Annotated in this window: 21 protein-coding genes; 11 read left to right on the top strand and 10 right to left on the bottom strand. The window is 64.6% G+C overall.

Translation table 11 applies throughout. The annotated features are described in order from the left end of the window. Nucleotides 1-55: 55 nt before the first annotated feature. The 4 genes from EDE08_RS03025 to EDE08_RS03010 all read right to left on the bottom strand — a co-directional run bounded on the left by EDE08_RS03025 (nucleotide 56) and on the right by EDE08_RS03010 (nucleotide 2,784). Nucleotides 56-511, bottom strand: coding sequence for a phasin (locus tag EDE08_RS03025; RefSeq protein ID WP_131867007.1), 456 nt, complete (start codon nucleotides 509-511; stop codon nucleotides 56-58). A 223-nt stretch (nucleotides 512-734) separates the two neighbouring features. Continuing rightward, nucleotides 735-1,328, bottom strand: coding sequence for a GNAT family N-acetyltransferase (locus tag EDE08_RS03020; protein WP_061878178.1), 594 nt, complete (start codon nucleotides 1,326-1,328; stop codon nucleotides 735-737). Further along, on the bottom strand, nucleotides 1,325-2,407 hold the full coding sequence (locus EDE08_RS03015) for a PHA/PHB synthase family protein (RefSeq protein ID WP_131867003.1): 1,083 nt from the start codon (nucleotides 2,405-2,407) through the stop codon (nucleotides 1,325-1,327). Before EDE08_RS03015 ends, EDE08_RS03020 begins: the two co-directional genes overlap by 4 nt. Then, on the bottom strand, nucleotides 2,404-2,784 hold the full coding sequence (locus EDE08_RS03010) for a hypothetical protein (RefSeq protein ID WP_131867001.1): 381 nt from the start codon (nucleotides 2,782-2,784) through the stop codon (nucleotides 2,404-2,406). Before EDE08_RS03010 ends, EDE08_RS03015 begins: the two co-directional genes overlap by 4 nt. 164 nt (nucleotides 2,785-2,948) lie before the next feature. Between EDE08_RS03010 and EDE08_RS03005 the strand changes: the two genes are divergently transcribed. Then, complete coding sequence (locus EDE08_RS03005; RefSeq protein WP_131866999.1) at nucleotides 2,949-3,863, top strand: alpha/beta fold hydrolase; 915 nt, start codon at nucleotides 2,949-2,951, stop codon at nucleotides 3,861-3,863. Here the strand turns inward: EDE08_RS03005 and EDE08_RS03000 are convergent. The 6 genes from EDE08_RS03000 to EDE08_RS02970 form a co-directional block, all read right to left on the bottom strand. Beyond that, nucleotides 3,860-4,534, bottom strand: coding sequence for a spermidine synthase family protein (locus EDE08_RS03000; protein ID WP_131866997.1), 675 nt, complete (start codon nucleotides 4,532-4,534; stop codon nucleotides 3,860-3,862). The genes EDE08_RS03005 and EDE08_RS03000 overlap by 4 nt on opposite strands. 30 nt (nucleotides 4,535-4,564) lie before the next feature. Then, nucleotides 4,565-7,801 (bottom strand): bifunctional cytochrome P450/NADPH--P450 reductase, encoded by a 3,237-nt coding sequence (locus EDE08_RS02995; protein WP_131866994.1) that lies wholly within the window; start codon nucleotides 7,799-7,801, stop codon nucleotides 4,565-4,567. A 152-nt stretch (nucleotides 7,802-7,953) separates the two neighbouring features. Continuing rightward, a complete protein-coding gene (locus EDE08_RS02985; RefSeq protein WP_131866992.1) occupies nucleotides 7,954-8,949 on the bottom strand; it encodes an alpha/beta fold hydrolase in 996 nt (331 codons plus the stop codon). A gap of 10 nt (nucleotides 8,950-8,959) precedes the next feature. Further along, nucleotides 8,960-10,510 carry a WS/DGAT/MGAT family O-acyltransferase gene (locus EDE08_RS02980; RefSeq protein ID WP_131866990.1) on the bottom strand — a complete coding sequence of 517 codons (1,551 nt, stop codon included), beginning with the start codon at nucleotides 10,508-10,510 and terminating at the stop codon, nucleotides 8,960-8,962. 49 nt (nucleotides 10,511-10,559) lie between these two features. After that, the gene (locus EDE08_RS02975) at nucleotides 10,560-11,360 is read right to left on the bottom strand and encodes an esterase/lipase family protein (protein WP_165935676.1); all 801 of its coding nucleotides are present in this window, start codon (nucleotides 11,358-11,360) and stop codon (nucleotides 10,560-10,562) included. Then, nucleotides 11,360-11,617 (bottom strand): DUF6489 family protein, encoded by a 258-nt coding sequence (locus tag EDE08_RS02970; RefSeq protein WP_036004778.1) that lies wholly within the window; start codon nucleotides 11,615-11,617, stop codon nucleotides 11,360-11,362. The genes EDE08_RS02975 and EDE08_RS02970 overlap by 1 nt, the downstream gene beginning before the upstream one ends. Nucleotides 11,618-11,921: 304 nt before the next feature. On the opposite strand from EDE08_RS02970, the gene EDE08_RS02965 reads away from it, so the two are divergent. From EDE08_RS02965 to EDE08_RS02920, 10 genes are all read left to right on the top strand, one after another. Then, a complete protein-coding gene (locus tag EDE08_RS02965) occupies nucleotides 11,922-13,517 on the top strand; it encodes an ABC transporter substrate-binding protein (RefSeq protein ID WP_131866988.1) in 1,596 nt (531 codons plus the stop codon). 104 nt (nucleotides 13,518-13,621) lie between these two features. Next, nucleotides 13,622-14,602, top strand: coding sequence for an ABC transporter permease (locus EDE08_RS02960; protein WP_131866986.1), 981 nt, complete (start codon nucleotides 13,622-13,624; stop codon nucleotides 14,600-14,602). 10 nt (nucleotides 14,603-14,612) lie between these two features. Then, entirely contained in the window at nucleotides 14,613-15,584 is a 972-nt protein-coding gene (locus EDE08_RS02955; protein WP_131866984.1) for an ABC transporter permease, read from the top strand. 28 nt (nucleotides 15,585-15,612) lie between these two features. Next, nucleotides 15,613-16,599: an ABC transporter ATP-binding protein gene (locus tag EDE08_RS02950; RefSeq protein WP_131866982.1), complete on the top strand. Its 987-nt coding sequence runs from the start codon at nucleotides 15,613-15,615 to the stop codon at nucleotides 16,597-16,599. Then, nucleotides 16,596-17,585: an ABC transporter ATP-binding protein gene (locus tag EDE08_RS02945; RefSeq protein WP_131866980.1), complete on the top strand. Its 990-nt coding sequence runs from the start codon at nucleotides 16,596-16,598 to the stop codon at nucleotides 17,583-17,585. Before EDE08_RS02950 ends, EDE08_RS02945 begins: the two co-directional genes overlap by 4 nt. A gap of 86 nt (nucleotides 17,586-17,671) precedes the next feature. After that, a complete protein-coding gene (locus tag EDE08_RS02940) occupies nucleotides 17,672-19,477 on the top strand; it encodes a gamma-glutamyltransferase family protein (protein WP_131866978.1) in 1,806 nt (601 codons plus the stop codon). Nucleotides 19,478-19,486: 9 nt separating this feature from the next. Continuing rightward, nucleotides 19,487-20,197 (top strand): DUF1028 domain-containing protein, encoded by a 711-nt coding sequence (locus tag EDE08_RS02935; protein ID WP_131866976.1) that lies wholly within the window; start codon nucleotides 19,487-19,489, stop codon nucleotides 20,195-20,197. Continuing rightward, a complete protein-coding gene (locus tag EDE08_RS02930; protein WP_131866974.1) occupies nucleotides 20,194-21,183 on the top strand; it encodes an ABC transporter ATP-binding protein in 990 nt (329 codons plus the stop codon). The genes EDE08_RS02935 and EDE08_RS02930 overlap by 4 nt, the downstream gene beginning before the upstream one ends. Beyond that, complete coding sequence (locus EDE08_RS02925; protein ID WP_165935677.1) at nucleotides 21,183-22,289, top strand: ABC transporter ATP-binding protein; 1,107 nt, start codon at nucleotides 21,183-21,185, stop codon at nucleotides 22,287-22,289. Before EDE08_RS02930 ends, EDE08_RS02925 begins: the two co-directional genes overlap by 1 nt. A gap of 17 nt (nucleotides 22,290-22,306) precedes the next feature. Further along, nucleotides 22,307-23,818 (top strand): ABC transporter substrate-binding protein, encoded by a 1,512-nt coding sequence (locus tag EDE08_RS02920; protein WP_165935678.1) that lies wholly within the window; start codon nucleotides 22,307-22,309, stop codon nucleotides 23,816-23,818. Nucleotides 23,819-23,902: the final 84 nt, after the last annotated feature.

The raw sequence follows: 23,902 nt of genomic DNA, 5'->3' as shown, positions 1-23,902 counted from the left end.
AAACAAAAGGCCCGCCGAAGCGGGCCTCAAATTCAGATTGTGCTCAGGTGCCGGATCAGGCGGTCTTGTTGTAGACCTTGGCGAAATTGTCCTGAGCGGACTTCGCACCGTTGGCGGCGAGGTTGCCGAGATAGTCGGCGGTCGCCTTGGCACGCGAGACGAACACTTCGCCGCGGGAGCGGAGCAGGCTCGACTGGATCTCGACGGCTTCGCTGATCGATTTTGCCGACGCCAGCTTGTCGATGCCCGAGAAGAACGCCTCGGCGTCCTCGTAGATCGCGTGCTGGATATTGCGGCTGATCTTGCCGGCCTCGGCGACGGATTCGGCCACTGCGTTCTCGACAGCGGCGGTCACCCGCTCGGAGCCGGCGAAGGCCTCCGCGGCACGGTCCTTGGCAGTGTTGGCAGTCTTCTTGACGAATTCGCGGGCGGCCTCGGGAACTTCCAGATTCTGGATGTTCTTGAAAGCGTCCTTGAAGCCCTCGAAAGCGGTGTTGGTTTCAGTGGTCATGGGGGTTCTCTCCATCCTCATTGATCTGAGCTATGGGCTCACCCCGTCCTCATTGGCCCGGGGCATCATTTCTATGGCATAGTTAATTGTGCGGCGCAACATTCATATTGCAACGCACCATCACAAAAGTGTGATAAGCCTCAGCAAGAGGCATCATGATGCCTCTTAAGCCAACAGGTCCGACGATCGGCCCGATTTGAGCCGAATGCTGAGCGGGGCGCTCCTAATGCTGGACAGCGCCCGGCACCCCATACGCCTCCATCTGGGCCTGGACCTGCGCGATGTTGTGACCGAGCACGACGATGTCGTGGGTCTTGCCGTCGACATCCCGGACATGGTCGCGCAGCAGCGCCTCGGCCTTGAACCCGAGGCTTTCGAACAGGGCGATCGCCGCCTGCTGATCGACGGTCATCTGGACCGAGAGCTTCTCCAGGCCGGCGCCGAGCGCGAGCGCAAAGGTCTCCTGCGAGAGCGCCTTGCCCACTCCCTTGCCGCGGACATCGGGCGAGACCACCATCCGGATCTCGCCGACATGCGGCGACCAGGAATGCGGATCGCGCACCAGCGTGCCGCAACCGACCACCCTGCCCTCTCTCACCGCGAGCAGGCTCTGGATCGCGCCGCGCTCGATCTCCTTGACCCATGCCGACAGGACCTTCGGCTCGCTGATGTTGCGGGGGAGGAACAGCAGATCGTGGGTCGGCAGGCCCTTGCCGAAGGCCAGCACGGCGGCCTCGTCCGCAGGCGACATCAAGCGGATCTCGATGTCGCCGGCCTCGGTCTCGACCTGACGCGGGTAGGAACGCTGCTCACTCATGTCGATCTCTTCCCCAGCCAGGAATCCAGTTTCGGCCATAGTCGCTTCATCGCGTTGGCGCCCGCGACGAGAGAGACGTGACCACCCTTCAGGATCACCTCCTCCTTGTCCGCCGAGCCGACCTTGGCGATCAGATGCTTGGCGGCCTCATACGGCACGATGTGGTCGTGCTCGGCGACCGCATGGAGGATCGGCACCGTGATGTCTTCCAGTTTCGCCGCCCGGCCGCCAACCGACATGGTGTCGTTGAACAGCTTGTTGTCCCACATCAGGTCCTTGGTGATGGCGCGGAAATACTCGCCCGCCAGCGGCAACGTGTCGGTCGCCCAGCGGTCGAACATGCGGTAGGACTTGACGAACTCGTCGTTCCAGATGTTCTCCCAAAGCTGGATCTGGCTCGCCGTGCGCGAGGCCGGGCGCAGCATCTCGAACGAGGACAGGATCATCTCCGGCGGCACGTTTCCCACGCTATCGACGAGACGATCGACGTCGAAATAGCGGCGGTCGGAGAAATTCGAGAACAGCTTCATCTCGCGGAAGTCGATCGGCGTGGTGAAGCAGATCAGGTTCTTCATCGGCCCGTCCTGGTGGATCGCGCCGTAGAGCAGCGACAGCACGCCGCCGAAGCAATAGCCGATGATCGAGACGTCCGGCTCGCCGGAATCGGCCTGCACGCGGCGGACGCAGTCCGGAATGAAGTCGAGGACATAGTCCTCCATGCGCAGGTTCTTCTCCTCCGGCCGCGGGGCGCTCCAGTCCAGCATGTAGACGTCGTAGCCGCGCCTCAGCAGGAACTCGATGAAGCTCTGGCCGGGCACGAGGTCGAGGATATAGCCGCGGTTGGTCGTCGCCATCACGATCAGCACCGGCACGCGATAGATCTCGTCCGACATCGGCCGATAGTGATAGAGGCTCATGGTTCCGCGCGAATGCAGCACGTCCTTCGGTGTCGAGCCGAGCGAAGGGCCCGAGGTCGAGAAATACTCGACGCCCTTGATGCTGCGCTGGATCGCGCGCTGCACCTCGGACTGGATGCGCTCCGGGATGGACGCGAAATCGAGTCCCGTCGGCGCGTTCATTTTTGGTCTCCGCCTTCGGACGGCGGACGTTTCGTCCGCGGCGGCCGCGGAGCAGCGCCGCCCTGCTGCGCACCCGAACTGACCGACATCTGGCTCAGCATCGACTTGATCTCGCCGAGTTGCCCTTCAATTGACTGAAGCCGCTCCGCGATACCGGTCATCTGCTCGCGGCTCGGCAGGTTCATGGAGAGCAGGTATTTCTCCATGAGATCGCCAAATTGCTTCTGAGCACCTGCAGCAACGCCGCCGGCGCGGTTCACGGCTTGCGAGAACTCGGGCGTCTCCATCGCCTTGGTCGCGAAAGAGTTGAAACCCTTCTCCATCTCGCCAACCATCTTCTGCCACAAGGCGACCGGATCGGTGATCTTGTCGGTCATCAGCGTCCTCCCATGTGGAGCTTTGCACCCTTCTTTTCTCGCCATACCACACCGTTGCGAGATGCCGGTCAACCGGCAAGCCGCAGGCGCGGTGTCGCGCTCGCGGCTTCTTCGCGGAACGAAACCGTGCGATACAGCAGCGACCAGCAGGAGGGACCGCGCCCGTGACCGCCCATCAGCCGCCCCACAACGTCCGCGCCAATGGCATCGACATCTGCTACGAGATATTCGGCAACGACAATGCCGAGCCGCTGCTGCTGATCATGGGGCTCGGGGCGCAGATGATCCATTGGGACGATGCGTTCTGCGAGCAGCTCGCCGCGCGCGGCTTCCGCGTGATCCGCTTCGACAACAGGGACATCGGTAAGTCGAGCCATCTCACCGGCGGCAAGCGCCTGACCCCGCTCGAGCTGCTGAAGCTGCGTTTCCTTAGGATTCCCGTGGCCGCCACCTACAAGCTGATCGACATGGCCAAGGACACAGTCGGCTTGATGGATGCACTCGGCATCAAGTCGGGGCATCTGGTCGGCGCCTCCATGGGCGGCATGATCGCGCAGGAGGTGGCGCTGTCGTTTCCGCACCGCGTGCGTTCGTTGACATCGATCATGTCGACCACGGGCAATCCGCGCATACCGCCGCCAACCCGCGAGGCCGCCGCGATGCTGATGGCGCCGCCGCCACGCAGCAAGGAGGAGTTCATCGTCCGCTTCGGCCAGACCTGGAAGATTTTGCGCGCCGGGCATTTCCCGGAAGAGGAAGCGCTCGATCCTGGCCGCGCCGAGCGCGTCTTCGCGCGCGGGCTCAATCCGGCCGGCGTCGGCCGCCAGCTCCGCGCCGTGCTTGCCTCCGGCAGCCGCAAGGAACGCCTGCATAGCGTGAAGACGCCGACGCTGGTAATCCACGGCACGGTCGATCCGCTGGTCCATCCCGAAGGTGGCAAGGACACGGCGGCGTCAATCCCGAATGCGAAGCTGCTGATGATCGAAGGCATGGGTCATGCCCTGCCGATGCGGTTCTGGCCCGAGATCATCGACGCCATCGACAAGCATGCGCACGGGGCAGCGGCGCAGGCGGCTTAGGCCTTCCGCGCGATCCAGATCACGTGGCGCGCGCCGCCGCCTCTGCCGGTGGCACGGACGTTGATTTCGTTGACGTCGAAGCCGGCCTTGCCGAGCCGCTTGGTGAAGGCCGGGTTGGGGCCCGACGACCACACCGCGAGCACACCGCCCGGCCGCAGCGCCGTCTTCGCCGCCGAGAGTCCACTCGCACTATAGAGAGCATCGTTGCCCTTGCGGGTCAGTCCCTCCGGCCCGTTATCGACGTCGAGGAGAATGGCGTCGAAGGCCGACCGCTTTGCGCGGATGATTTCGCCGACGTCGATCTCCCGGATGTTCACCCTGGCATCATCGAGGCTGTCGCCGAAGACCTCGGCCATCGGACCTCTCGCCCAAGTCACCACCGCGGGCACGAGCTCGGAGACCACAACCTTCGCCTTGGCTCCAAGCACGGCGAGCGCTGCACGCAGCGTAAACCCCATGCCCAATCCGCCGATCAGGACGACGGGCTTGGCGACCTGCTCGATCTGCTTTGCCGCGAGCGTCGCGAGCGCGGCCTCGGAGCCCGACAGGCGATTGTTCATCAGCTCGTTGGTGCCGAGCTTGATCGAAAACTCCTTGCCCCGCCGCATCAGGCGGAGCTCTTCGTCGGAGCCGGGGATTTTGGCGGTGTCGATCTTTTCCCAGGGAATCATGCCAGACGTTTAGCACGATCGGGCGGGCCGTCACCCACCCGCCCAGACATCCAGCACATACCGGTTCTTCGCGCCCATCTCCTCGATCCAGCGCGCAGCCGTGGTGCTGTCGCTGCCGGCCTTCTCGCGCTGGATCGCAACCAGCGCCGCCTTCACATCGGGCTCCATCCTGCCGCCGTCGCCACAGACATAGATGATCGCGCCTTGCTCTATCAGCGGCCAGACCTTGTCCTTCTGGGCGGCGAGCACATGCTGCACATAGGTCTTCGGTCCATCCGCGCGCGAGAATGCCGTGAAGAGCTCGGCGATGCCGCCGGCCGCCAGTGCCTTCAGTTCCTCCGCGTAAAGAAAATCCTGATCGGGATGACGGCAGCCGAAGAACAGCATGGCCGGGCCGAGCGCGTCGCCACTGGCCCTGCGCGCAGCGCGCTCCTGGAGGAAGCCACGGAACGGCGCAAGCCCCGTGCCCGGTCCGATCATGATGATCGGCACGGAGGGATCATCGGGAAGCCGGAAACCGGCCTTGGTCTCACGCACGGTGGCGTAGATCACGTCACCCACACGCCGGTTGGCGAGATAGTTTGAGCAGATGCCCTTGTAAGTGCCCCGGCCGGAGGCTGCCGGACCTTCGACCACGCCGACGGTGATGCTGCAACGCGCCGGATCGACCGATGGCGATGACGAGATCGAGTAATAGCGCGGGGCCAGCAGCGAGAGCATCTCCAGATAGACGTGGAACGGCAATTCGCAGGCGGGATATTCGAGCAGCAGATCGAACACCGATTTGCGCCTGGCCAATATATCGCCGTGATAGCGCTCCAGCGTTTCAGGCTCCTCGCCGACGAGGCCCAGCAGCTTCGGCTTGGTCACAGGGCACCGGGTGTGCTCCGCCATGATCTGGATCTGCTTGCGTGTCGCGACCTGCTGGAGTTCGACGAACTCGCTGAGCAGACGGCCGACCGACACGGCCTCGCCGACCGGCAATTGCGCACGACGGCCTTCGGCGACCTGCAATCTGATCTGGTCGGCGGGCAGGAAACCGAAGCGGCGGGCCACCGAATCCACCAGCGTCGGGTCGTTGCGCGGAACCACGCTCAAATGATCGCCGACGCGGTAGGTCATCTCGGACGGCAACTGCACCTCGATGTGGCGCGTCGAGCGCTCCGACGGATGCGGTCCACTCTTGTTCTGCAGCTCGTCGTTGGCCAGCACCTTCATCGCCACCGCGCCGCCCTGGGCGACGATGGTGTTGACGGCGGTCACCGCCACCGGCTCGATCGCGTAGAGCGGATCGTCCTCGGCGGTGCGGGTGAAATTCCAGTCGATGCCAAACTCCTTGGTCGCGACTTGGGCTGCCGCCGGGAACCATTTCTGGAACTGGCCGTCGAGATCGCTGCGCGCATCGCCCTCGCCGCGCGGATAGACCGCGCGCGCACCGTGTTTCGACAATTGCTCGTCTATGAAGCGCGGCACCGATTGATAGGTCGCGGCCCAGTCGCTGTTGCCGCAGCCGAACACCGCATATCGTACGCCGGCAAAGACGTCCTTCGGCAGGTTGCCGCCGAGCCATTTGACGAACTGCGTCGCATTGTCGGGCGGTGCGCCGTTATAGGAGGCGCAGATGATCAGCACACCGCCCTCCTGCGGCAGCTTGCCGACATAGTCGTCGAGCGGCCCGAGATGCACGGCAAAGCCGTTGATCTCGGCGAGGTCCGCCATGCGCGTCGCCAGCTCTTCGGCCGTACCGAGATTGGAGCCGTAAAGCACCAGCATCGGCGTGTTGTGGCCCGGGCGCGCGGTCGGCTGACGCGGCGCCTTCGGAATCGAAACCGTGGCGGCGACAGGGCCGCCATAGGCGCCGCGCTCGCGATCGGCACGCGGACGCACCTTGATCTTGAAGCCTTCCGGCTTGATCGTCAGCGTTTCCTTCAGGTGCATCTGGTAGCGCTGATGGTCGATCAGCTTGAAGCGCTGCAGGATCATGCCGAGTGCGAGCGCAGCCTCGTGCATGGCGAAGCCACGGCCGATGCAGGCGCGCTGGCCGTTGCCGAACGGCTTCCAGGCATTGATCGGCCGTTTCGCTTCCGCCTCGCGGCTGAAATTCTCGGGATCGAACACGTCCGGGTTCGGTCCCCAGACAGAGGGATCGCGATGCAGCGCGGTCACCAGGATAGTGGTGAAAGTGCCCTTTCTGAGGTTGTACCTGCCGCCGCCGATGGTCTCGTCCTTGAGCGGCGAGATGCCGTAGGCCGGCGCCGGCGGCCACAGCCGCAGCGCCTCCTTCAGGATCTGCGTGATGTAGGTGAGCTGCGTCACCTGCTGATAGGTTGGCTTCGCGTTAACATCGGGGCCGAAGACGCGATCGACCTCGTCATAGGCCTTCTTGAGAATGTCGGGGTGCTTGAGCAGCGCATAAAGCGTGTAGGACAACAGGCCGCTGGTGGTCTCGTGGCCTGCGATCAGGAACGTGTTGATCTGGTAGCGGATATTGACGTCGTCGAGCTGCTCGCCGGTCGCGCGGTCGACACCGGTCATCATCGCGGCGAGCATGTCCTTCTTGTCGTCGATGCCCTCCGCGATCTTGCGACGCTCGGCGATGATCTCGTCGACCATCTTGTTCATGAAGGCGACGTCTTGGGCGAGCGTCCTGCGGCGCTTCTGCATCCAGAGCTGCTCGAACGGCAGGCCGCGCGTCATCATGATGGTTTCGAGCGAGCGCACCAGCGATTCGACGAAGGGATGGTAGTCGCGCCGGTAGAACGAATTGAAACGATAGTCGAAGCCGCACAGGCCGATCGTATCAAGCGTCAGCGCGGTCATGTCGTGGACGACGTCGATCTCGTCGTCGGCGTTGAGCCGCCCCCATTTCTGGACGAGCTGCTCGGCGATGTCGACCATGCTTCCGTGGTAGGACTGCATGGCGCGATTGCCGAAGGGCTGGAGCAGGATGTTGTGCGCCTTGCTCCAGTTCGGCTCGTTGGTGTCAGCCGTGAACAGGCCGTCGCCGCCGACTGCGCGCACGCGCCGCAGCGCACCGCGCACCGTCTTGTCGAACCGCTTCTCGTCGGAGAGCTCGTCGACGAGATCGTGGCCGGAGACGACGACGATCGGCGAGCCCATCATGTCGAGCCAGAAGATCGGACCCAGCTCCTTGGCGAGTCGCGTCAGGTGCTGCACGGGGGCGGACGAATCCAGCGACAGCATGTTGCCGACCACCGGCTGGGTCGGCGGATGCGGAATCGGGTCCAGACGGTTCTTGGATGACATTTGAAGCGCTTCCCCCCTCTTGCCGTCATTCCGGGGCGATGCGCAGCATCGAGCCCGGAATCTCGAGATTCTCAGGTGCGCAATTGCGCACCATAGTCCGGTCCTTCGGCCCGTCCCGGAATGACGTCTGACTTACGCGGACGACCGGATCCTCACCCAAACCGCCTTCTACGCCATTCGATCAGCTTGGCGCTGACCTCTTCCGGCTTCTCCTGCTGTGTCCAATGGCCGCTGTCCTTCACCAGATACTTTTCGAGGTCGGAGATCAGCCTTTCCATCCCGTCGGCCGCCGATGGCGGCAGCACGGCGTCGTTCTCGGCCATGATCATCAACGACGGGACATGAATGTGATGATCCAATCCCTCCGCGCGCTCCCAATTGCGCGTAAAATTGCGATACCAGTTGATGCCGCCCGTGAAGCCGGTTTTCGTGAACGTGTCGACGAACACTTTCTTCTCCTCCGCCGACAGGATCGGCGTGCGCGGATCGACCTTGGCATCATAGGCCGCGATCATCTGCGGAAACGCCAGATTGGTCTTCGACGAGGCGCCGACGCCCGCGATCGGCGGCTCCTCCAGTTTGGCCGCCGGCCGCGGCAGCGGCTTGCGCATGAAGGCGTCGAAGGTCTGCTCGACGCGGCTGCCGAAGATCCTGTCCGGCTCGCGTGCGGGGTCCTGGAATTGGACGATGTACATCTGGTCGCCGAAGCGCTGACGGAACAGCGCGATCGGGTCGATCGGTGCGCGGTCCCAATGCGGCGTGTTGACGCCGACGACGCCGGCGACGCGCGAAGGGTGACGCAGCGGCATCTGCCAGACGACGAAGCCGCCCCAGTCATGGCCGACGAAGATCGCCTTGTCGATATTCAGGTGATCGAGCAGACCGACGAGATCGCCGGTCAAATGCTCCATGTCATAGGCTTCGACCGGTTCGGGCCGCTCGGTCGCGCCATAGCCGCGCTGGTCGGGCGCGATCACCCGGATGCCGGCCTCGCTCAGCGCCTTGATCTGGTGGCGCCAGGAGAAGGCGAGCTCGGGCCAGCCGTGGCACAGCGCGATCGGCGGCTTGTCGTCGACCGGGCCCGCCTCGTAATAGCCCATGCGGATTCCGTTCGTCGACGCGAACTTGAGCGGCGGCATTTCAATCATTGCAGCATTCCTATTCAGCGGCACCTTTGATGTCCGCCGCCGGTGGCGCGTAGGCCGCCTCCAGCGCGGCGAACTCCTCCGGCAACATGTCGCACATCACCTGCACGTGCGGAATGATGTTGGCGCCGACGATGAAGCCGAAATCGAGCTGGTCGCGATAGCTCTGCACGGTGATGTTGAGCGCCTGCCCGTGCGTCGAGATCGACACCGGGAAGATGTGCAGCAGCTCGGCGCCGGCGGCATAGAGCGTCTGCCGCGGTCCCGGCACGTTGGACACCGTGATGTTGGCGGCCGGCGGCAGCACGTCCGACAGGTTGGAGCGGCTGTAGAGCAGCGCCAGGATCTGTACCATGATCGGCGCGCCCAGCATGGAGATGTTGGAGACCTGCGGCATCAGGGCGCGCAAGGGATGCGACATCTCCTTGGACCTGGTCGATTGCGCGACGATCGCCTCCAGCCGCGCCTTGGGATCCTCGATGTTGGTCGCGATCGCGCAGATCATTCCGAACACCTGGTTGTTGGCCTCGGTGTTGCCTTCCTCGCGCAGCGAGATCGGCACGGCCGCGGTCAATGATTTCGCCGGCAGGGTGCCATATTGCAGGAGGTAGCGCCGGACCACGCCGGAGGCCAGCGCCAGCACCACGTCGTTGAGCTTGCCGCCGGCCCGCTTGGCCAGGGCCTTGGCCCGCGACAGCGGGATCGACACGCCGGCAAAGCTTCGCTCCGACGAGATCGTCTTGTTGAGCATGGTCGGCGGCGACACCATGCTGGCGAGGCTCTCGCGCGACTTGGGATCGGCGACCTTGCCGAGCACGTCGGAGACGCTCTTCAGCACGGTCGGGATGTTGCCGGCGAAGCGCACCGCGCTCTCGATCTGGTACATCGCGTTGTCGAACAGGATCGAGCCGATGTCGCTCTTGCCGGTGCGCGGCAATTGCAGGTTCTTCGCGGCCTGCGAAGTGTCGAGCGGCTGAGAGAAGAGCTGCTGATAGGAATCGAGCAGGTTGGCGGCGATGTCGCGCGGCTCCTGTCCGGGCTTGCTTCCAGCCGTCGGCGGATCGACCTTCCGCGGAATTGGCGAGATATCGTAGATCATGTTGGTCAGCGCAGCGCCCGCGCCGCCATCGATCGCGGCATGATGCATCTTGGAATAGAGCCCGACCTCATTGTCCTTCATGCCCTCGAAGACGTAGAACTCCCAGAGCGGGCGGGCGCGGTTCAGGAGCTTGGCGTGCATCCAGCCGACGATACGTTCGAGCGTGGCGCGGTCGCGCGGTTGCGGCAGACTGGCGCGAAAGATGTGACGGTCGATGTCGAACTGGTCATCCTCGACCCAGGAGGGATGATCGATGTCGAGCGGCGCCTTCTCCAGCCGCGCCTTCAGGATCGGCGCGATGTGCAGGCGCGAGACGATCATCGCCTTGAAGTCTTCGAAGAAGTCGCCCTTGTAATCGTCGGGCAGGCGGAAGATCGCCATGCTCCCGACATGCATCGGCATTTCAGGCGTTTCCAGATAGAGAAACGATGCGTCCAGCGACGACAGCTTTTTTCCGTCTGCCATGGTTCCCTCCCGGCAAAGCTTTGACGGGCGCCTTGGCCGGCGCTTCTCGTCAGGCCGATACTGCCTGTTCCGGCGGGGCATATGCAATGGCAAAGGGCCCGGACCGGTCGAAGGGCCGGAATTGCCCCTCCGGCTGCGCCAAGCGGTCCGCCACCGCCCACAGCGCGGCGGGGTTCACCCCGAGCCCGAGATGGCTTGCCAGGTGTACCTCGATGTTCTCGGCTTGCCCGGACGGACGGAGCAGGCAAGTCCGCCAGTTCACGACACCGTCGGCACGCGAATAGATCGAGGTCGTCGGTACCGGCAGATCGCCGGCGATGGCCTCGCGTTCTTCCGCAAAATCCTCGACCCGCTCGCCTGACAGCGCCTCGTAAAGCCGCGTGGCGTTGGTCGCCCGCACGTCGTTGGCGAAAGGGCTGCCGAGCGTGATGACGTATCGGACCTTGTCGGGTGCCCAAAGCGCGAGATCGCGGGCATAGACGCCGCCGAGGCTCCATCCGACCAGGCTGACCTTGCGCCCCGTGACGGCATGAATTTCGGCCAGGCGGGTTCGCAGCGAGTCCCGCATCCGCCCGAGCCCGCCGAGATTGCGGCCCATCCGCCAGGCATGTGCCTCATAACCGAGCTCGCTGAGATAGCGCCGCATCGGCACCATCGACAGGTCGCTGGCGAGAAAGCCCGGCAGCGCCAGCACCGGATGGCCGTCGCCCCTCGGCGCGCGCATCAGCAGCGGCGACAGCAGCAGGCTCGCATTCAATTCGAAGAGCCCCCTGGCCTCGGCGAGCAACATGCCGAGACCCGGCGGACGAAGCCGGCCTGCTTCCAGCGCCCCATCCGGTCCGGGCGGCACTATTTCTTCTTGTCGCCGCTGCGGGTGCCGCCGAGGCCGGCCATCGCGACGAACATGTCCTGAAACCGCTCGGCGATCTTGGGATCGAAGGTGAACCAGCTCTGGATCAGGGATTCCGGCGAGACCTTCTCGATGTTGCTGAGAACCTGCTGCTGCAACTTGTCCATCACCGCCGTCTGCATCGGCCCCACATCCGGCAGACCGAAGAACTGGCGAGCCTCGAGGGGGGTGCAGTCGATTTCGATGTTAACCTTCATGTCCCCTCCAGATGAGATTCGAGCGGCCTGTCGGAGTATCGCCGCGAGTTGTGGTGCAACGCAAGCGACCTGATGCCGGCGCGACGTGCTCCGTCTGGCAATCAGCCGGCATGGTCAACCAAAGTCGAAAGACATGGTCTTCCATGCCGAGCGACACGGTCAGCATTGCTGCACAGCGGCGCAACTTGGCGCGTTCCTTGCTGGAATGGCGCTTGCACGGGTCGATAACTCTGGGCAACATGGATCAGTCAGCCTCGCCGAACAATCAAAAATCACCGGCGTGGCAGTGCGGAGAGGGTCAAGAATGTCAATCGGTCAAAGTCTGTTTGCGGCGGCGCTCGCCGGTGCGCTTGCGTTGGCGGTCTCGCCGGCGTCAAGCCAGACGCTACGTTATGCCAATCAGGGTGACCTGAAGTCGCTCGATCCCTACACCCTGAACGAGAGCACCACCCACGCCCATCTTGGCCACGTCTATCAGGGCCTCACCGCGCGCGACAAGGACCTCAAGATCATTCCGGCACTGGCCGAGAGCTGGGAAACGCCGGAGCCGACCCGCTGGCGCTTCCATTTGCGCAAGGGCGTGAAATTCCACAACGGCGATCCCTTCACCGCCGATGACGTGCTGTTCTCCGCCGACCGCGTCCGCAAGAAGGGGTCCAACATGCAGACCCGCCTTGCGCCCGACGTCAAGGTGGTCAAGGTTGACGACTACACCGTCGATTTTATCCTGCCCTCGCCCAATCCCATCCTGCATTCGTCGTGGGATGTCTGGTACATCATGGACAAGAAGTGGGCCGAGGCGAACAACGTCGTCGACCCGACGCCGGTGGCGGCGACCACACCGAGCTACGCCTCGCTGCACGAGAACGGCACCGGTCCCTTCATCATCGAAAGCCATCAACCCGGCGTGAAGACGGTGTTCAAGGCCAACCCCAACTATTGGGGCAAGGTCGAAGGCAATTTAAAGGAGATCATCTTCACCCCGATCGCCTCCGACGCCACCCGCGTCGCCGCGCTGCTCTCGGGCGAAGTCGACGTCATCGAGCCGGTGCCGATCCAGGACATCTCCCGCGTCGATTCCAGCCCGAATGCCCAGGTGCTGAAGGGGCCGGAGCTGCGCACCATCTTCATCGGCTTCGACCAGACCCGCGACGAGCTGCTCTACTCCAACATCAAGGGCAAGAACCCCTTCAAGGACGTCCGCGTCCGCGAAGCCTTCTACAAGGCCATCGACATCGAGCTGATCAAGACGCGCGTGATGCGCGGCCTGTCGACGCCGTCGGCTCTGATGATCGCGCCTGAATTGTTCGCGCTCTCCAAGGATTTCACGCGGCCGAAATTCGATCCTGACGGTGCCAAGAAGCTCCTCGCCGAGGCCGGTTACCCCGACGGCTTCGAGGTCACCATGGACTGCCCGAACGATCGTTACGTCAACGACGCCGCGATCTGCCAGGCCGTCGTCGGCATGCTCGCGCGCATCGGCGTCAAGATCAATCTGCTGGCGCAGCCGAAGGCGCAGTACTTCGCCAAGGTGCTGAAGCAGGGCGGCTACCAGACCTCGTTCTACCTGCTGGGCTGGACGCCGAGCACCATGGATTCCCATAACGTGCTCTACGACATCATGGGCTGCCGCGACGATGCGAAATCCTCGCGCGGCGAGGCCAATCTCGGCGGCTACTGCAACAAGGAGTTCGATGCCATCACCGACAAGGTGCTGGTCGAGACCGACACCGCCAAGCGCAACCAGCTGATCAAGCAGGCCTATGAAATCGGCATGAAGGACTGGGCCTACATTCCGCTGCACCAGCAGGCGCTGGCATGGGGCGTATCGAAAAAGGTCAACCTGCCGCAGCGCGCCGACAATCTGGTCATATTCCACTGGGCGACCAAGAAGGAATAGCGTCAGTTGAACACAGGGTCCCGGTCGCGTGAGGCGTCCGGGACCATTCCTTTTCCGGCCGGCAAAGACGTCAGCCGCACGCACACCCAAGGACGGTGGAAGGCATGCTCGCTTTCACTCTTCGCCGCGCCGTTCAGGCCATCGGCGTCATGTTCGCCGTCGGCATCATCGCGTTCTCGATGTTCCGCTTCGCCGGCGACCCCGTCAACCAGATCGTCTCGATCGATACTTCGGCGGCCGAGCGCGCGATCGTGCGCAAATCGCTCGGCCTCGACGATCCCGTGCCGGTACAGTTCGTGCGCTATTTCGCCGATGCGGCGCAATTCAAGTTCGGCGTGTCCTACCAGTTCCGCCAGCCGGTCTCGGCGCTGTTGATGGAGCGTATGCCCGCGACACTGGAGCTTGCGATCTGCGCGACCGTCTTCGCGATGGTGTTCGGCATCCTGATGGGCGTCTATTCGGCGCTCAAGCGCGACACGGTGCTGGCCAAACTGTTCCAGGCCGTTTCGCTTGTAGGCATCTCGCTGCCGACTTTCCTGATCGGCATTCTCCTGATCTATCTGTTCGCGGTGACATTGGGCTGGTTGCCTTCGTTCGGCCGCGGCGAGGTGGTCAAGCTCGGCTGGTGGACGACGGGCCTGCTCACGCTGTCCGGACTGAAGGCACTGATCATGCCCTCGGTCACACTCGGCCTGTTCCAGATGACCCTGATCATGCGGCTGGTACGCGCGGAGATGCTGGAAGTGCTGCGGACCGACTATATCCGCTTCGCCCGCGCGAGGGGATTGACCACCCGTGCCATCCATTTCGGCCACGCGCTGAAGAACACGTTGATTCCGGTGATCACGGTGGCCGGTCTTCAGTTTGGCTCGGTTATTGCATTTTCCATCATCACCGAAACCGTGTTCCAGTGGCCGGGCATGGGACTTCTGTTCGTCCAGGCCGTGCAAAATGTCGATATCCCGATCATGGCCGCCTATCTGCTGATGGTCTCGCTGATCTTCGTCACCATCAATCTGGTGGTCGACATTCTCTATACCGTGGTCGATCCGCGCCTGCGCTCGACCGTCGGTCGCGCCTCATAAGGCAGCCTGCATGTCCGACGCCGTCGTCTCCAGTTCCGACAAGCAGAACGCGCAGCCGGCGCATGCGGCCCGCCGCTGGTTCAGCCGCGCGCTCGACAGCGACATCTTCTATTCGTTCCGCCGTTCCAAGCTCACCATGGTGGCGGCGGCCATCACGGTCTTGTTCTTCCTGCTCGCGATCTTTGCATCCGTGCTTGCGGTGCAGAACCCATTCGATCCGGCGCAGCTGCAATTGATGAATTCGCGGATCTCGCCGCTGTGGACCGCCGACGGCCAGAGCCCGTTCCTGCTCGGCACCGACGAGCAGGGCCGCGACGTGTTCTCCGCCATTCTCTATGGCATGCGCATCTCGCTCGCCGTCGGCGTCGCCGGCGTGATCTTCGCCGGCGCGCTCGGCATCGCGCTCGGCCTGATCGCCGGCTATTTCGGCGGCGCAGTCGACGGCGTGATCATGCGGATCGCCGACGTGCAACTCACCTTCCCCGCCATCCTGATCGCGCTGCTGGTCAACGGCATCGCGAAATCGATCCTCGGCAACCGGCTCGACGCCACCAGCATGCTGGTGGTGCTGGTGATCTCGATCGGCCTGAGCTTCTGGGTGGGATACGCGCGGACGGTGCGTGGCTCCGTGATGGTCGAGAAGAACAAGGACTACGTGGCTGCCGCGCAGCTGATCGGCCTGCCTGCGCCGAAGATCATGCTGCGGCATGTGCTGCCGAACACGATGGGCCCGATCCTGGTCATCGCCACGATCAACCTTGCGCTCGCCATCATCACCGAGGCGACGCTCTCCTTCCTCGGCGTCGGTCTGCCCGACACGATGCCATCGCTCGGCACGCTGATCCGCATCGGCAACAATTATCTGTTCGCCGGCGAATGGTGGATCGTCGCCTTCCCCGGCTTTGCGCTCGCCGCCCTGATCCTCTCCATCAACCTGCTTGGCGACTGGCTGCGCGACGCGCTCAACCCGAAGCTTCGATGAGCAAAACTTCGATAAGAGCGCCTCGCCCATGACCGAACCCGTTCTCTCCGTGCGCAACCTCCAGGTGGAGTTCGCCTCCCGCCGAGGCACCTTGCGCGCCATCGACGACGTCTCCTTCGACATCGCCAAGGGCGAGGTGCTCGGCGTCGTCGGCGAATCGGGCGCCGGCAAGTCCGTCACCGGCCTCTCGGTAATCGGGCTGATCGATCCGCCCGGCCGCATCGCCGGCGGCGAGATTCGTCTCGCGGGCCTGCGCATCGACAATCTGCCGCCGGAGCAGATGCGCCGGATCAGGGGCAAGCGCATCGGGATGATCTTCCAGGATCCCCTCACCTCGCTCAATCCGCTGTACAGGGTCGGCGACCAGATCGTGGAGACGATCCGGACGCACCTCAATCTGTCGGAGCAGGCGGCGCGCCGCCGCGCCATCGACCTGCTCGCCGAAGTCGGCATTCCCGCGCCCGAAAAGCGCATCGACGGCTATCCGCACGAATTCTCCGGCGGCATGCGCCAGCGCGTGGTCATCGCGCTCGCGATCTGCGCCGAGCCCGAGCTGATCATCGCGGACGAGCCGACCACCGCGCTCGACGTTTCCGTGCAGGCCCAGATCATCTCGCTGATCAAGCGGCTCGGGCGCGACCATGGCACAGCGGTCATGCTGGTGACCCACGACATGGGCGTGATCGCGGAAACCTCGGACCGCGTCGCGGTGATGTATGCCGGCCGCATCGCGGAGATCGGCCCGGTGCAGGATGTCGTGCGGAACCCGCTGCATCCCTACGCCAAGGGCCTGATGGGGGCGATCCCGACGCTTGCGGGCGAGGACAAGCGCCTCGTGCAGATTCCCGGCTCTATGCCGCGGCTGTCGGCGATCCCGCATGGTTGCTCGTTCAATCCGCGGTGCGCCTTCGCCTTCGATCGCTGCCGCGTGGAGCGGCCGGAGCCGCTGCCGCGCGGCGCGCAATCGGTCGCGTGCCATCTCTACGACACTATGCCGGCGGAGAGCGCGGCATGAGCATTCCCTTCGTCCAGGCCACCAATCTGCGGCGCGTTTTCGACGTCTCGAAACCCTGGCTCAACCGCGTGCTCGAAGGTGGTCACCTCGAATACCTCAAGGCGGTGGATGGCGTCACTTTCGACATCAGAAAGGGCGAGACGTTTGCTCTGGTCGGAGAATCCGGCTCCGGCAAGACTACGGTGGCGCGGATGGTCGTCGGTCTCCTGCCGCCAAGTTCCGGCGAAGTCCTGATCGACGGCGTCTCGATGACCGATCCGCGGCAGGCGCCGGCGCGGCGAAAGCTGCGTCGCCGGATTCAGATGATCTTTCAGGATCCCTATGCAAGCCTGAACCCGCGCTTCCGCGTGGATGCCATCATCTCCGAGCCGATCCGCGCCTTCGACCTGATCCAGGGCGAACGTGACATCCAGGCCCGCGTCGGCGAGCTGCTCAGCCTCGTCGGCCTGCATCCCGACGACCGGCTGAAATTTCCGCATGAGTTTTCCGGTGGCCAGCGCCAGCGTATTGCGATCGCGCGCGCGCTCGCCTCCGACGCCGAGTTCATCGTCTGCGACGAGCCGACCTCGGCGCTCGACGTCTCGGTGCAGGCGCAGATCCTGAACCTGATGCGCGACCTCCAGGACAAGTTCGGCCTGACCTACATGTTCATCAGCCACAACCTCGCCGTGGTCCGCCACATGGCGAGCCGCGTCGGCGTGATGTATCTCGGTCGCATCGTCGAGATCGCGGAAGGACGCGAGCTGTTTGCCCGCCCGCGCATGCCCTACACCAAGATGCTGCTGGGCGCGGTGCCCGATCTCGCCATGAGCGGCCGCCAGCGCATTCCGGTCAAGGGTGAGATCCCGAACCCGATCAATCCGCCACCGGGCTGCGCCTTCAATCCGCGCTGTCCGCTGGCGTTCGATCTCTGCCGCAAGGAGATCCCGGAACTGATCGACGGCGTCGCCTGCCACGCCGTCAACACCGCGCCGGTCCCGGCGTGACGCGCGCGTGCCATGCAGCCTGCGCATTTGGCGGCGGCGTGGCCCTGTGATCAATTGCGCGCGCCGGAAATAAGGTGGTGAAGTTCATGGGCAACAATATCAATCCCGATCCGTTCACGACGAGGCCCGAGATCGAAGGCACGTTCGGGGTCGTCGCCACCACGCACTGGATTGCGACCGCCGTCGGCATGGCCATCCTTGAAAAGGGCGGGAATGCCTTCGATGCCGGCGTTGCCACCGCCTTCACGCTTCAGGTGGTCGAGCCGCATCTGAACGGTCCCGGCGGCGACGTACCCATCATCGTCCACGACGTGAAGCGCGGCCGCACCGAGGTGATCTGCGGTCAGGGCCCGGCACCCGCGCGCGCCACCATCGCACACTACAGAAGCGAAGGCCTCGACATGGTGCCCGGCACCGGCCTGCTCGCCGCCTGCGTTCCCGGCACTTTCGAATCCTGGATGATGCTGCTGCGAGACTACGGCACGATGCGCGTGCGCGACGTGCTGGAGCCGGCGATCTTCTACGCCCGCGACGGCTATCCGCTGGTCGAACGCGCCTGCGCCACGATCCAGACCGTCGAGCAGCTGTTCCGCAAGTATTGGCCGACCTCGGCCGCGGTATATCTTCCGAACGGTGAGGTGCCGAAACCGGGCACGCTCTTCACCAACAAGACGCTGGCAGCGACCTACGCCCGGATCCTCAACGAAGCCGAGAGCGGCGGTGGGGGCCGCGACGCCGAGATCGAGCGCGCGCGAATAGCCTGGTCGCAAGGCTTCGTTGCGGAGGCCATCGACAAGTTCAGCCGGACGCAGGAGGTGATGGACGTCAGCGGCTCCCCGCATCGCGGCGTGCTCTCGGCCGACGACATGGCGCGCTGGCAGCCGACGGTCGAGGCGCCGCTCACCTACGACTATGGCCGCTACACCGTCTGCAAGGCCGGCGTCTGGAGCCAGGGCCCCGTCACGCTCCAGCAGCTCGCGCTGCTCAAGGGCTTTGCGCTCGACGGGCTCGATCCGACCGGGCCGGAGTTCATCCATCTCCAGATCGAATGTGCCAAGCTTGCCTTCGCCGACCGCGAGAAGTTCTATGGCGATCCCAAGTTCAACGAGATTCCGATCGGGACGCTGTTGTCGGATGCCTACAATGACGAGCGTCGCAAGCTCATCACCGACAAGGCTTCGCTCGATCTCCTCCCCGGCTCGGTCGAAGGCTTCGGCGGCGAGGTCAAGCTGCGCCGCGCCGAGGGCCAGCGCGAGGCCGTCGGCGCGCTCGGTGCCGGCGAGCCGACGGTGGGGCGCTTCGGCGAGGTGCGCGGCGACACCGTGCATTTCGACATCATCGACAAGGCCGGCAACATGGTGTCCTCGACGCCATCGGGCGGATGGCTGCAATCCTCGCCAATCATTCCCGAGCTCGGCTTCTGCCTCGGCAGCCGCGCCCAGATGTTCTGGCTGGAGGAAGGTCATCCCGCCGCGCTCGCGCCGGGCAAGCGGCCACGCACGACCCTGTCGCCGACCATGGCATTGCGCGATGGCGAGCCGTATCTCGCCTGGGGCTCGCCCGGCGGCGACCAGCAGGACCAGTGGATCACGCAGTTCTTCCTGCGCCACGTTCATTGCAATCTGAATCTCCAGGAGGCAATCGACGCACCGGCCTGGCACTCCGAGCACTTCCCGATCTCGTTCTGGCCGCGCACCGCGCGCCCCGGCGTGCTCGTGGTCGAGAACCGCGTGCCGAAGGCAACGATCGAGAACCTGCGCGAGCGCGGGCATATCGTCGAGGTCGGTCCCGACTGGTCGGAAGGCCGCCTTACCGCGGCCTCGCGCGTCGGCGTGCGCCGCCGCGCCGCCGCCAATCCCCGCGGCATGCAGGGCTACGCCGCAGGACGCTGAAGGTAGCACATGACCTGGTCGATCATCGCGCGAGACCCTGCCACCGGCCAGTTTGGCATTGCGGTAGCGACCCGCTTCTTCGCCGTCGGCGCGAGGGTCCCCTACATCGCCGCCGGTGTCGGCGCCATCGCAACGCAGGCCTTCGTCAACCCCTATTACGGCATCGACGGCGTCAAGCTGCTGCGCGAAGGTTTGGACGCGCATGACGTGCTCGCCACCCTGCTCGCGACCGACGACGGCCGCGAGAGCCGCCAGATCCACATCATGGATGCCAGCGGCGAGATCGCCGCGCACACAGGGCGCGATTGTGTCGACTGGTGCGGTCACATCGCGGGCAGCGGCTTCTCGATCGCCGGCAACATGCTCGCCCGCGCCGACGTGCTCGACGAGACGGCAAAGACCTACATCGCCAATGACAGCTTGCCCTTCCCGCGCCGCCTGCTCGCGGCGATGCGCGCGGGCGAAGCCGCCGGCGGGGACAAGCGCGGCAAGCAGTCCGCCGCGCTGCTGATCCACGGCGAGGAGGAATGGCCGGCGCTCGACATTCGCGCCGACGATCATCCCGATCCGCTGGGCGAACTCGAACGGCTCGAGCAGGTCAGCCACGAGCTCTGGGTGCATTTCCGCGCGTCCATGCCGACGCGGCAGAACCCGGCCGGCAACACCGATCGCAGCGTCATCGACGCCAGCATCGCAGCAGCGCGGGCGAGGCGGTCATGAACCCGAACCCCCTCATTGAGATCAGGGATCTGCGCATCCGCTTTCACGGCGACGACGGCCGCGTCACGCACGCCGTCGACAGCGTCGACCTCAGTGTCGCCCATGGCGCCACGCTCGGCCTCGTCGGCGAATCCGGCTGCGGCAAGAGCGTGACGTCGCTGGCCATCATGGGCCTCTTGCCGAAGAGAAGCGCGGAGATATCAGGCGCGATCCGCTTCGACGGTTTCGACCTGTTGAAGACCCCGGACCAGATCCTGCGCGACCTCCGCGGCAACCGGCTCGCGATGATCTTCCAGGAACCGATGACCTCGCTCAACCCGAGCTTCACGATCGGAGACCAGATCATCGAAACGATCCTGCGCCATCGCGGCGGCTCGCGGAAGAGTGCGCGGAACCGTGCAATCGAGCTGCTGCGCCGCGTCCACATCCCATCGCCCGAGCGGCGCATCGACGAGTATCCGCACAAGCTCTCGGGCGGCATGCGCCAGCGCGTCATGATCGCGATGGCGCTGGCCTGCGACCCGCGCCTCCTCATCGCGGACGAGCCGACGACGGCGCTCGACGTCACCCTGCAGGCCCAGATCCTGGAGCTGATGCGCGAGTTGAAAGCGGCGAGCGGCGCCGCGATCATCCTGATCACCCACGATCTCGGCGTCGTCGCCGAGGTCTGCGACGAGGTGGCCGTGATGTATGCCGGCGAGATCGTCGAGCGCGCGCCGGTGGACGAGCTGTTCTCGGCTCCGCAGCATCCTTATACGGTCGGTCTTCTCGGCTCGATCCCGCGGCTCGACCATCGGGCCGAGCAGCTTGCGACGATCGAAGGCATGGTTCCGAACATGGCGCAGGCGCCCGCCGGTTGCCGCTTCGCCGCGCGCTGTCCCTTCATGCTGGATGCCTGTACGAACGCGCCGCCGCCGCTGCTGGAAGTCGGCCCCGGTCACCTCTCGCGCTGCATCCGCGCGCCGCTCGAACTGCTGGTGTCGTGATGGCCCTGCTCGAGGTCGAGGGCCTGGTCAAGCATTTCGTCGCCGAGCGCTCGCTGTTCGGCCGCGCATTGGCACACGTCAAGGCCGTCGATGGCGTTTCGTTCTCGCTCGACGCCGGCAAGACGCTGGCCCTCGTCGGCGAATCCGGATGCGGCAAGTCCACCGTCAGCCGTCTGGTGCTGCGGCTGATCGAGCCGGATGCGGGCGCGATCCGCTTCGACGGCCGCGACCTGCTCTCGCTCGACGCCAACGGCTTGCGCGCCTTCCGCCGCGAGGCGCAGATCATCTTTCAGGATCCTTACGCCTCCCTCAATCCGCGCATGACGGTCGGCCAGATCCTGACCGAGCCGCTGGCGCTGCACGATCTCGTTCCGGCGCCGCGCCGATCCGAGCGCGTTTCCGAGCTGCTGCGGCTGGTCGGGCTCGAGCCGCGGCTGGCGCGGCGCTATCCGCATGAATTCTCCGGCGGTCAGCGCCAGCGCATCGCCATCGCGCGCGCACTCGCGGTCGAGCCGAAGCTGATCATCTGCGACGAGCCGGTCTCGGCGCTCGACGTCTCGATCCGCTCGCAGATCCTGAACCTGCTGAGCGAGCTGCAGGACCGGCTCGGTCTCGCATACATTTTCGTTTCGCACGACCTCGCCGTGGTCAAGCACATCGCCGACCACGTCGCGGTGATGAATCTCGGCCAGATCGTCGAGACCGCGGAGGCGAACGCGCTGTTCGCCGCGCCGCGCCATCCCTACAGCCGGGCGCTGCTGTCCGCGATCCCCGTGCCTAAACCGCGGGCAAAGAGCAGCCGGATTGTGCTGCAGGGAGAGATCCCCAGCGCGCTCAATCCGCCGCCGGGATGCCGCTTCCACACCCGCTGTCCCTATGTCATCGACCGCTGCCGCAGCGAAATGCCCCAGCTCATGCCGGATGGCATCGGACATGCAACGGCCTGCCACCGAACATCGGAATTGCCCTCCTCGGAGGCGATCGTCCCCATGGACGGCGGCTTCTCGCCGGTCCTGGAAAAACTGGTCGCAGCCTTCAGCGGCGGGCCGGAAGCAGCACGCGGCGGCGGGGTTCGTTCATTGGGGGCGGCCCCAACATCGCCGTGAAACAGAGGTTGAGAACGATGAGCTTTATGCGTTTGACAATCCTGGCGTCGGCATTGCTGACGTCGCTCGCGGGCGCAGCCCAGGCGCAGACGACGCTTCGCATCGGCATCGCCGAAGACCCCGACATCCTCGATCCCAGCATCGGCCGCACTTATGTCGGCCGCATCGTCTTCTCCGCGTTCTGTGACAAGCTGTTCGACATCGACGAGAAGCTCAACATCGTGCCACAGCTGGCGTTGTCCTACGAGACATCGGCCGACGGCAAGGCCATGACGATCAAGCTTCGGCCCGGCGTCAAATTCCACGACGGCGAACCGCTGGACGCTGAAGCCGCGAAATTCTCGATCGAGCGTCACATGACGCTGCCGACCTCGTTCCGCAAGTCCGAGCTCGCCAGCGTCGACCACGTCGAGGTGGTCGATCCTCTCACCATCAAGCTGGTGCTGAAGACGCCCTACTCGCCGCTGATCGCCCAGCTCACCGACCGCTCCGGCATGATGGTCTCGCCCAAGGCTGCGAAGGAGGCCGGCGACAAGTTCGGCCTGCATCCAGTCTGCGCCGGTCCCTACAAATTCGTCGAGCGCGTCCAGCAGGACCGCATGGTGTTCGAGAAATTCGCCGACTACTGGAACAAGGACAACATCCATATCGACCGCGTCGTGTTCCAACCGATCGTCGACGCCACCGTGCGCCTCGCCAACCTGAAGTCCGGCGCGCTCGACCTGATCGAACGCGTGCTCGCCACCGACATCAAGGACGTCCGCGCCGATTCCCGGCTCGTATTGTCGACCGCGCCGGAACTTGGCTATCTCGGCCTGACCATCAACATCGGTAACGACAAGAACAAGGGCCCGCTGAGCCAGTCGGCCAAAGTCCGGCAGGCGCTCGACCTGTCCATCGATCGCGAGGCTCTCAACCAGGTCGTGTTCAACGGAGAGTTCACTCCGGGCAATCAATGGGTCAGCCCGACGCATCCCTATTACCAGAAGGCATTCCCGGTTCGCGGCCGCGACGTTGCCAAGGCCAAGGCGCTGCTGAAGGAAGCGGGCGTCACCCTGCCGGTGACGGTGGACTACATGATCCCGAAGGGCGCGGAGAACGAGGCCGTCGCCCAGGTCGTTCAGTCGATGGCGGCGGAAGCCGGCTTCGACATCAAGATCCGTGCCGTCGAGTTCGCGACCACGTTCAAGCAGGCCCAGGCCGGCGAGTTCCAAGTCTTCCAGATCAACTGGAGCGGCCGGATCGATCCCGACGGCAATTCCTACATCTTCATGCGCAGCAAGGCGCCGCAGAATGACGGAGGCTATTCCAACCCCGAGGCCGACAAGCTGATGGAAGAGGGGCGAGCGACAGCGAACGTCGACGAGCGCAAGGCGATCTATGCCAAGCTGACCAAGATCCTGCTCGACGACCTGCCGATCATCTACATCTATCACCGCACGCTTCTGATCGCGCACACCAAGAGGCTCGAGGGTTACCGGCAGATGCCCGATGGCCTCGTGCGCGTGGTTGGTCTGAAGTTCAAGTGATAGATCTGGTGACGACGATGGCGTGTCGCGGACGCGGCGCAGCGCATAAGCGCTGCTCCGCACAGCCAGCATGTTGCGTAGCGC

Source organism: Bradyrhizobium sp. R2.2-H (assembly GCF_004346455.1).
In the GTDB taxonomy this organism is placed as follows: domain Bacteria; phylum Pseudomonadota; class Alphaproteobacteria; order Rhizobiales; family Xanthobacteraceae; genus Bradyrhizobium; species Bradyrhizobium diversitatis.
The sequence above is the reverse complement of the archived record's forward strand: the minus strand, read 5'-3'. Positions and strand labels throughout refer to the sequence as shown.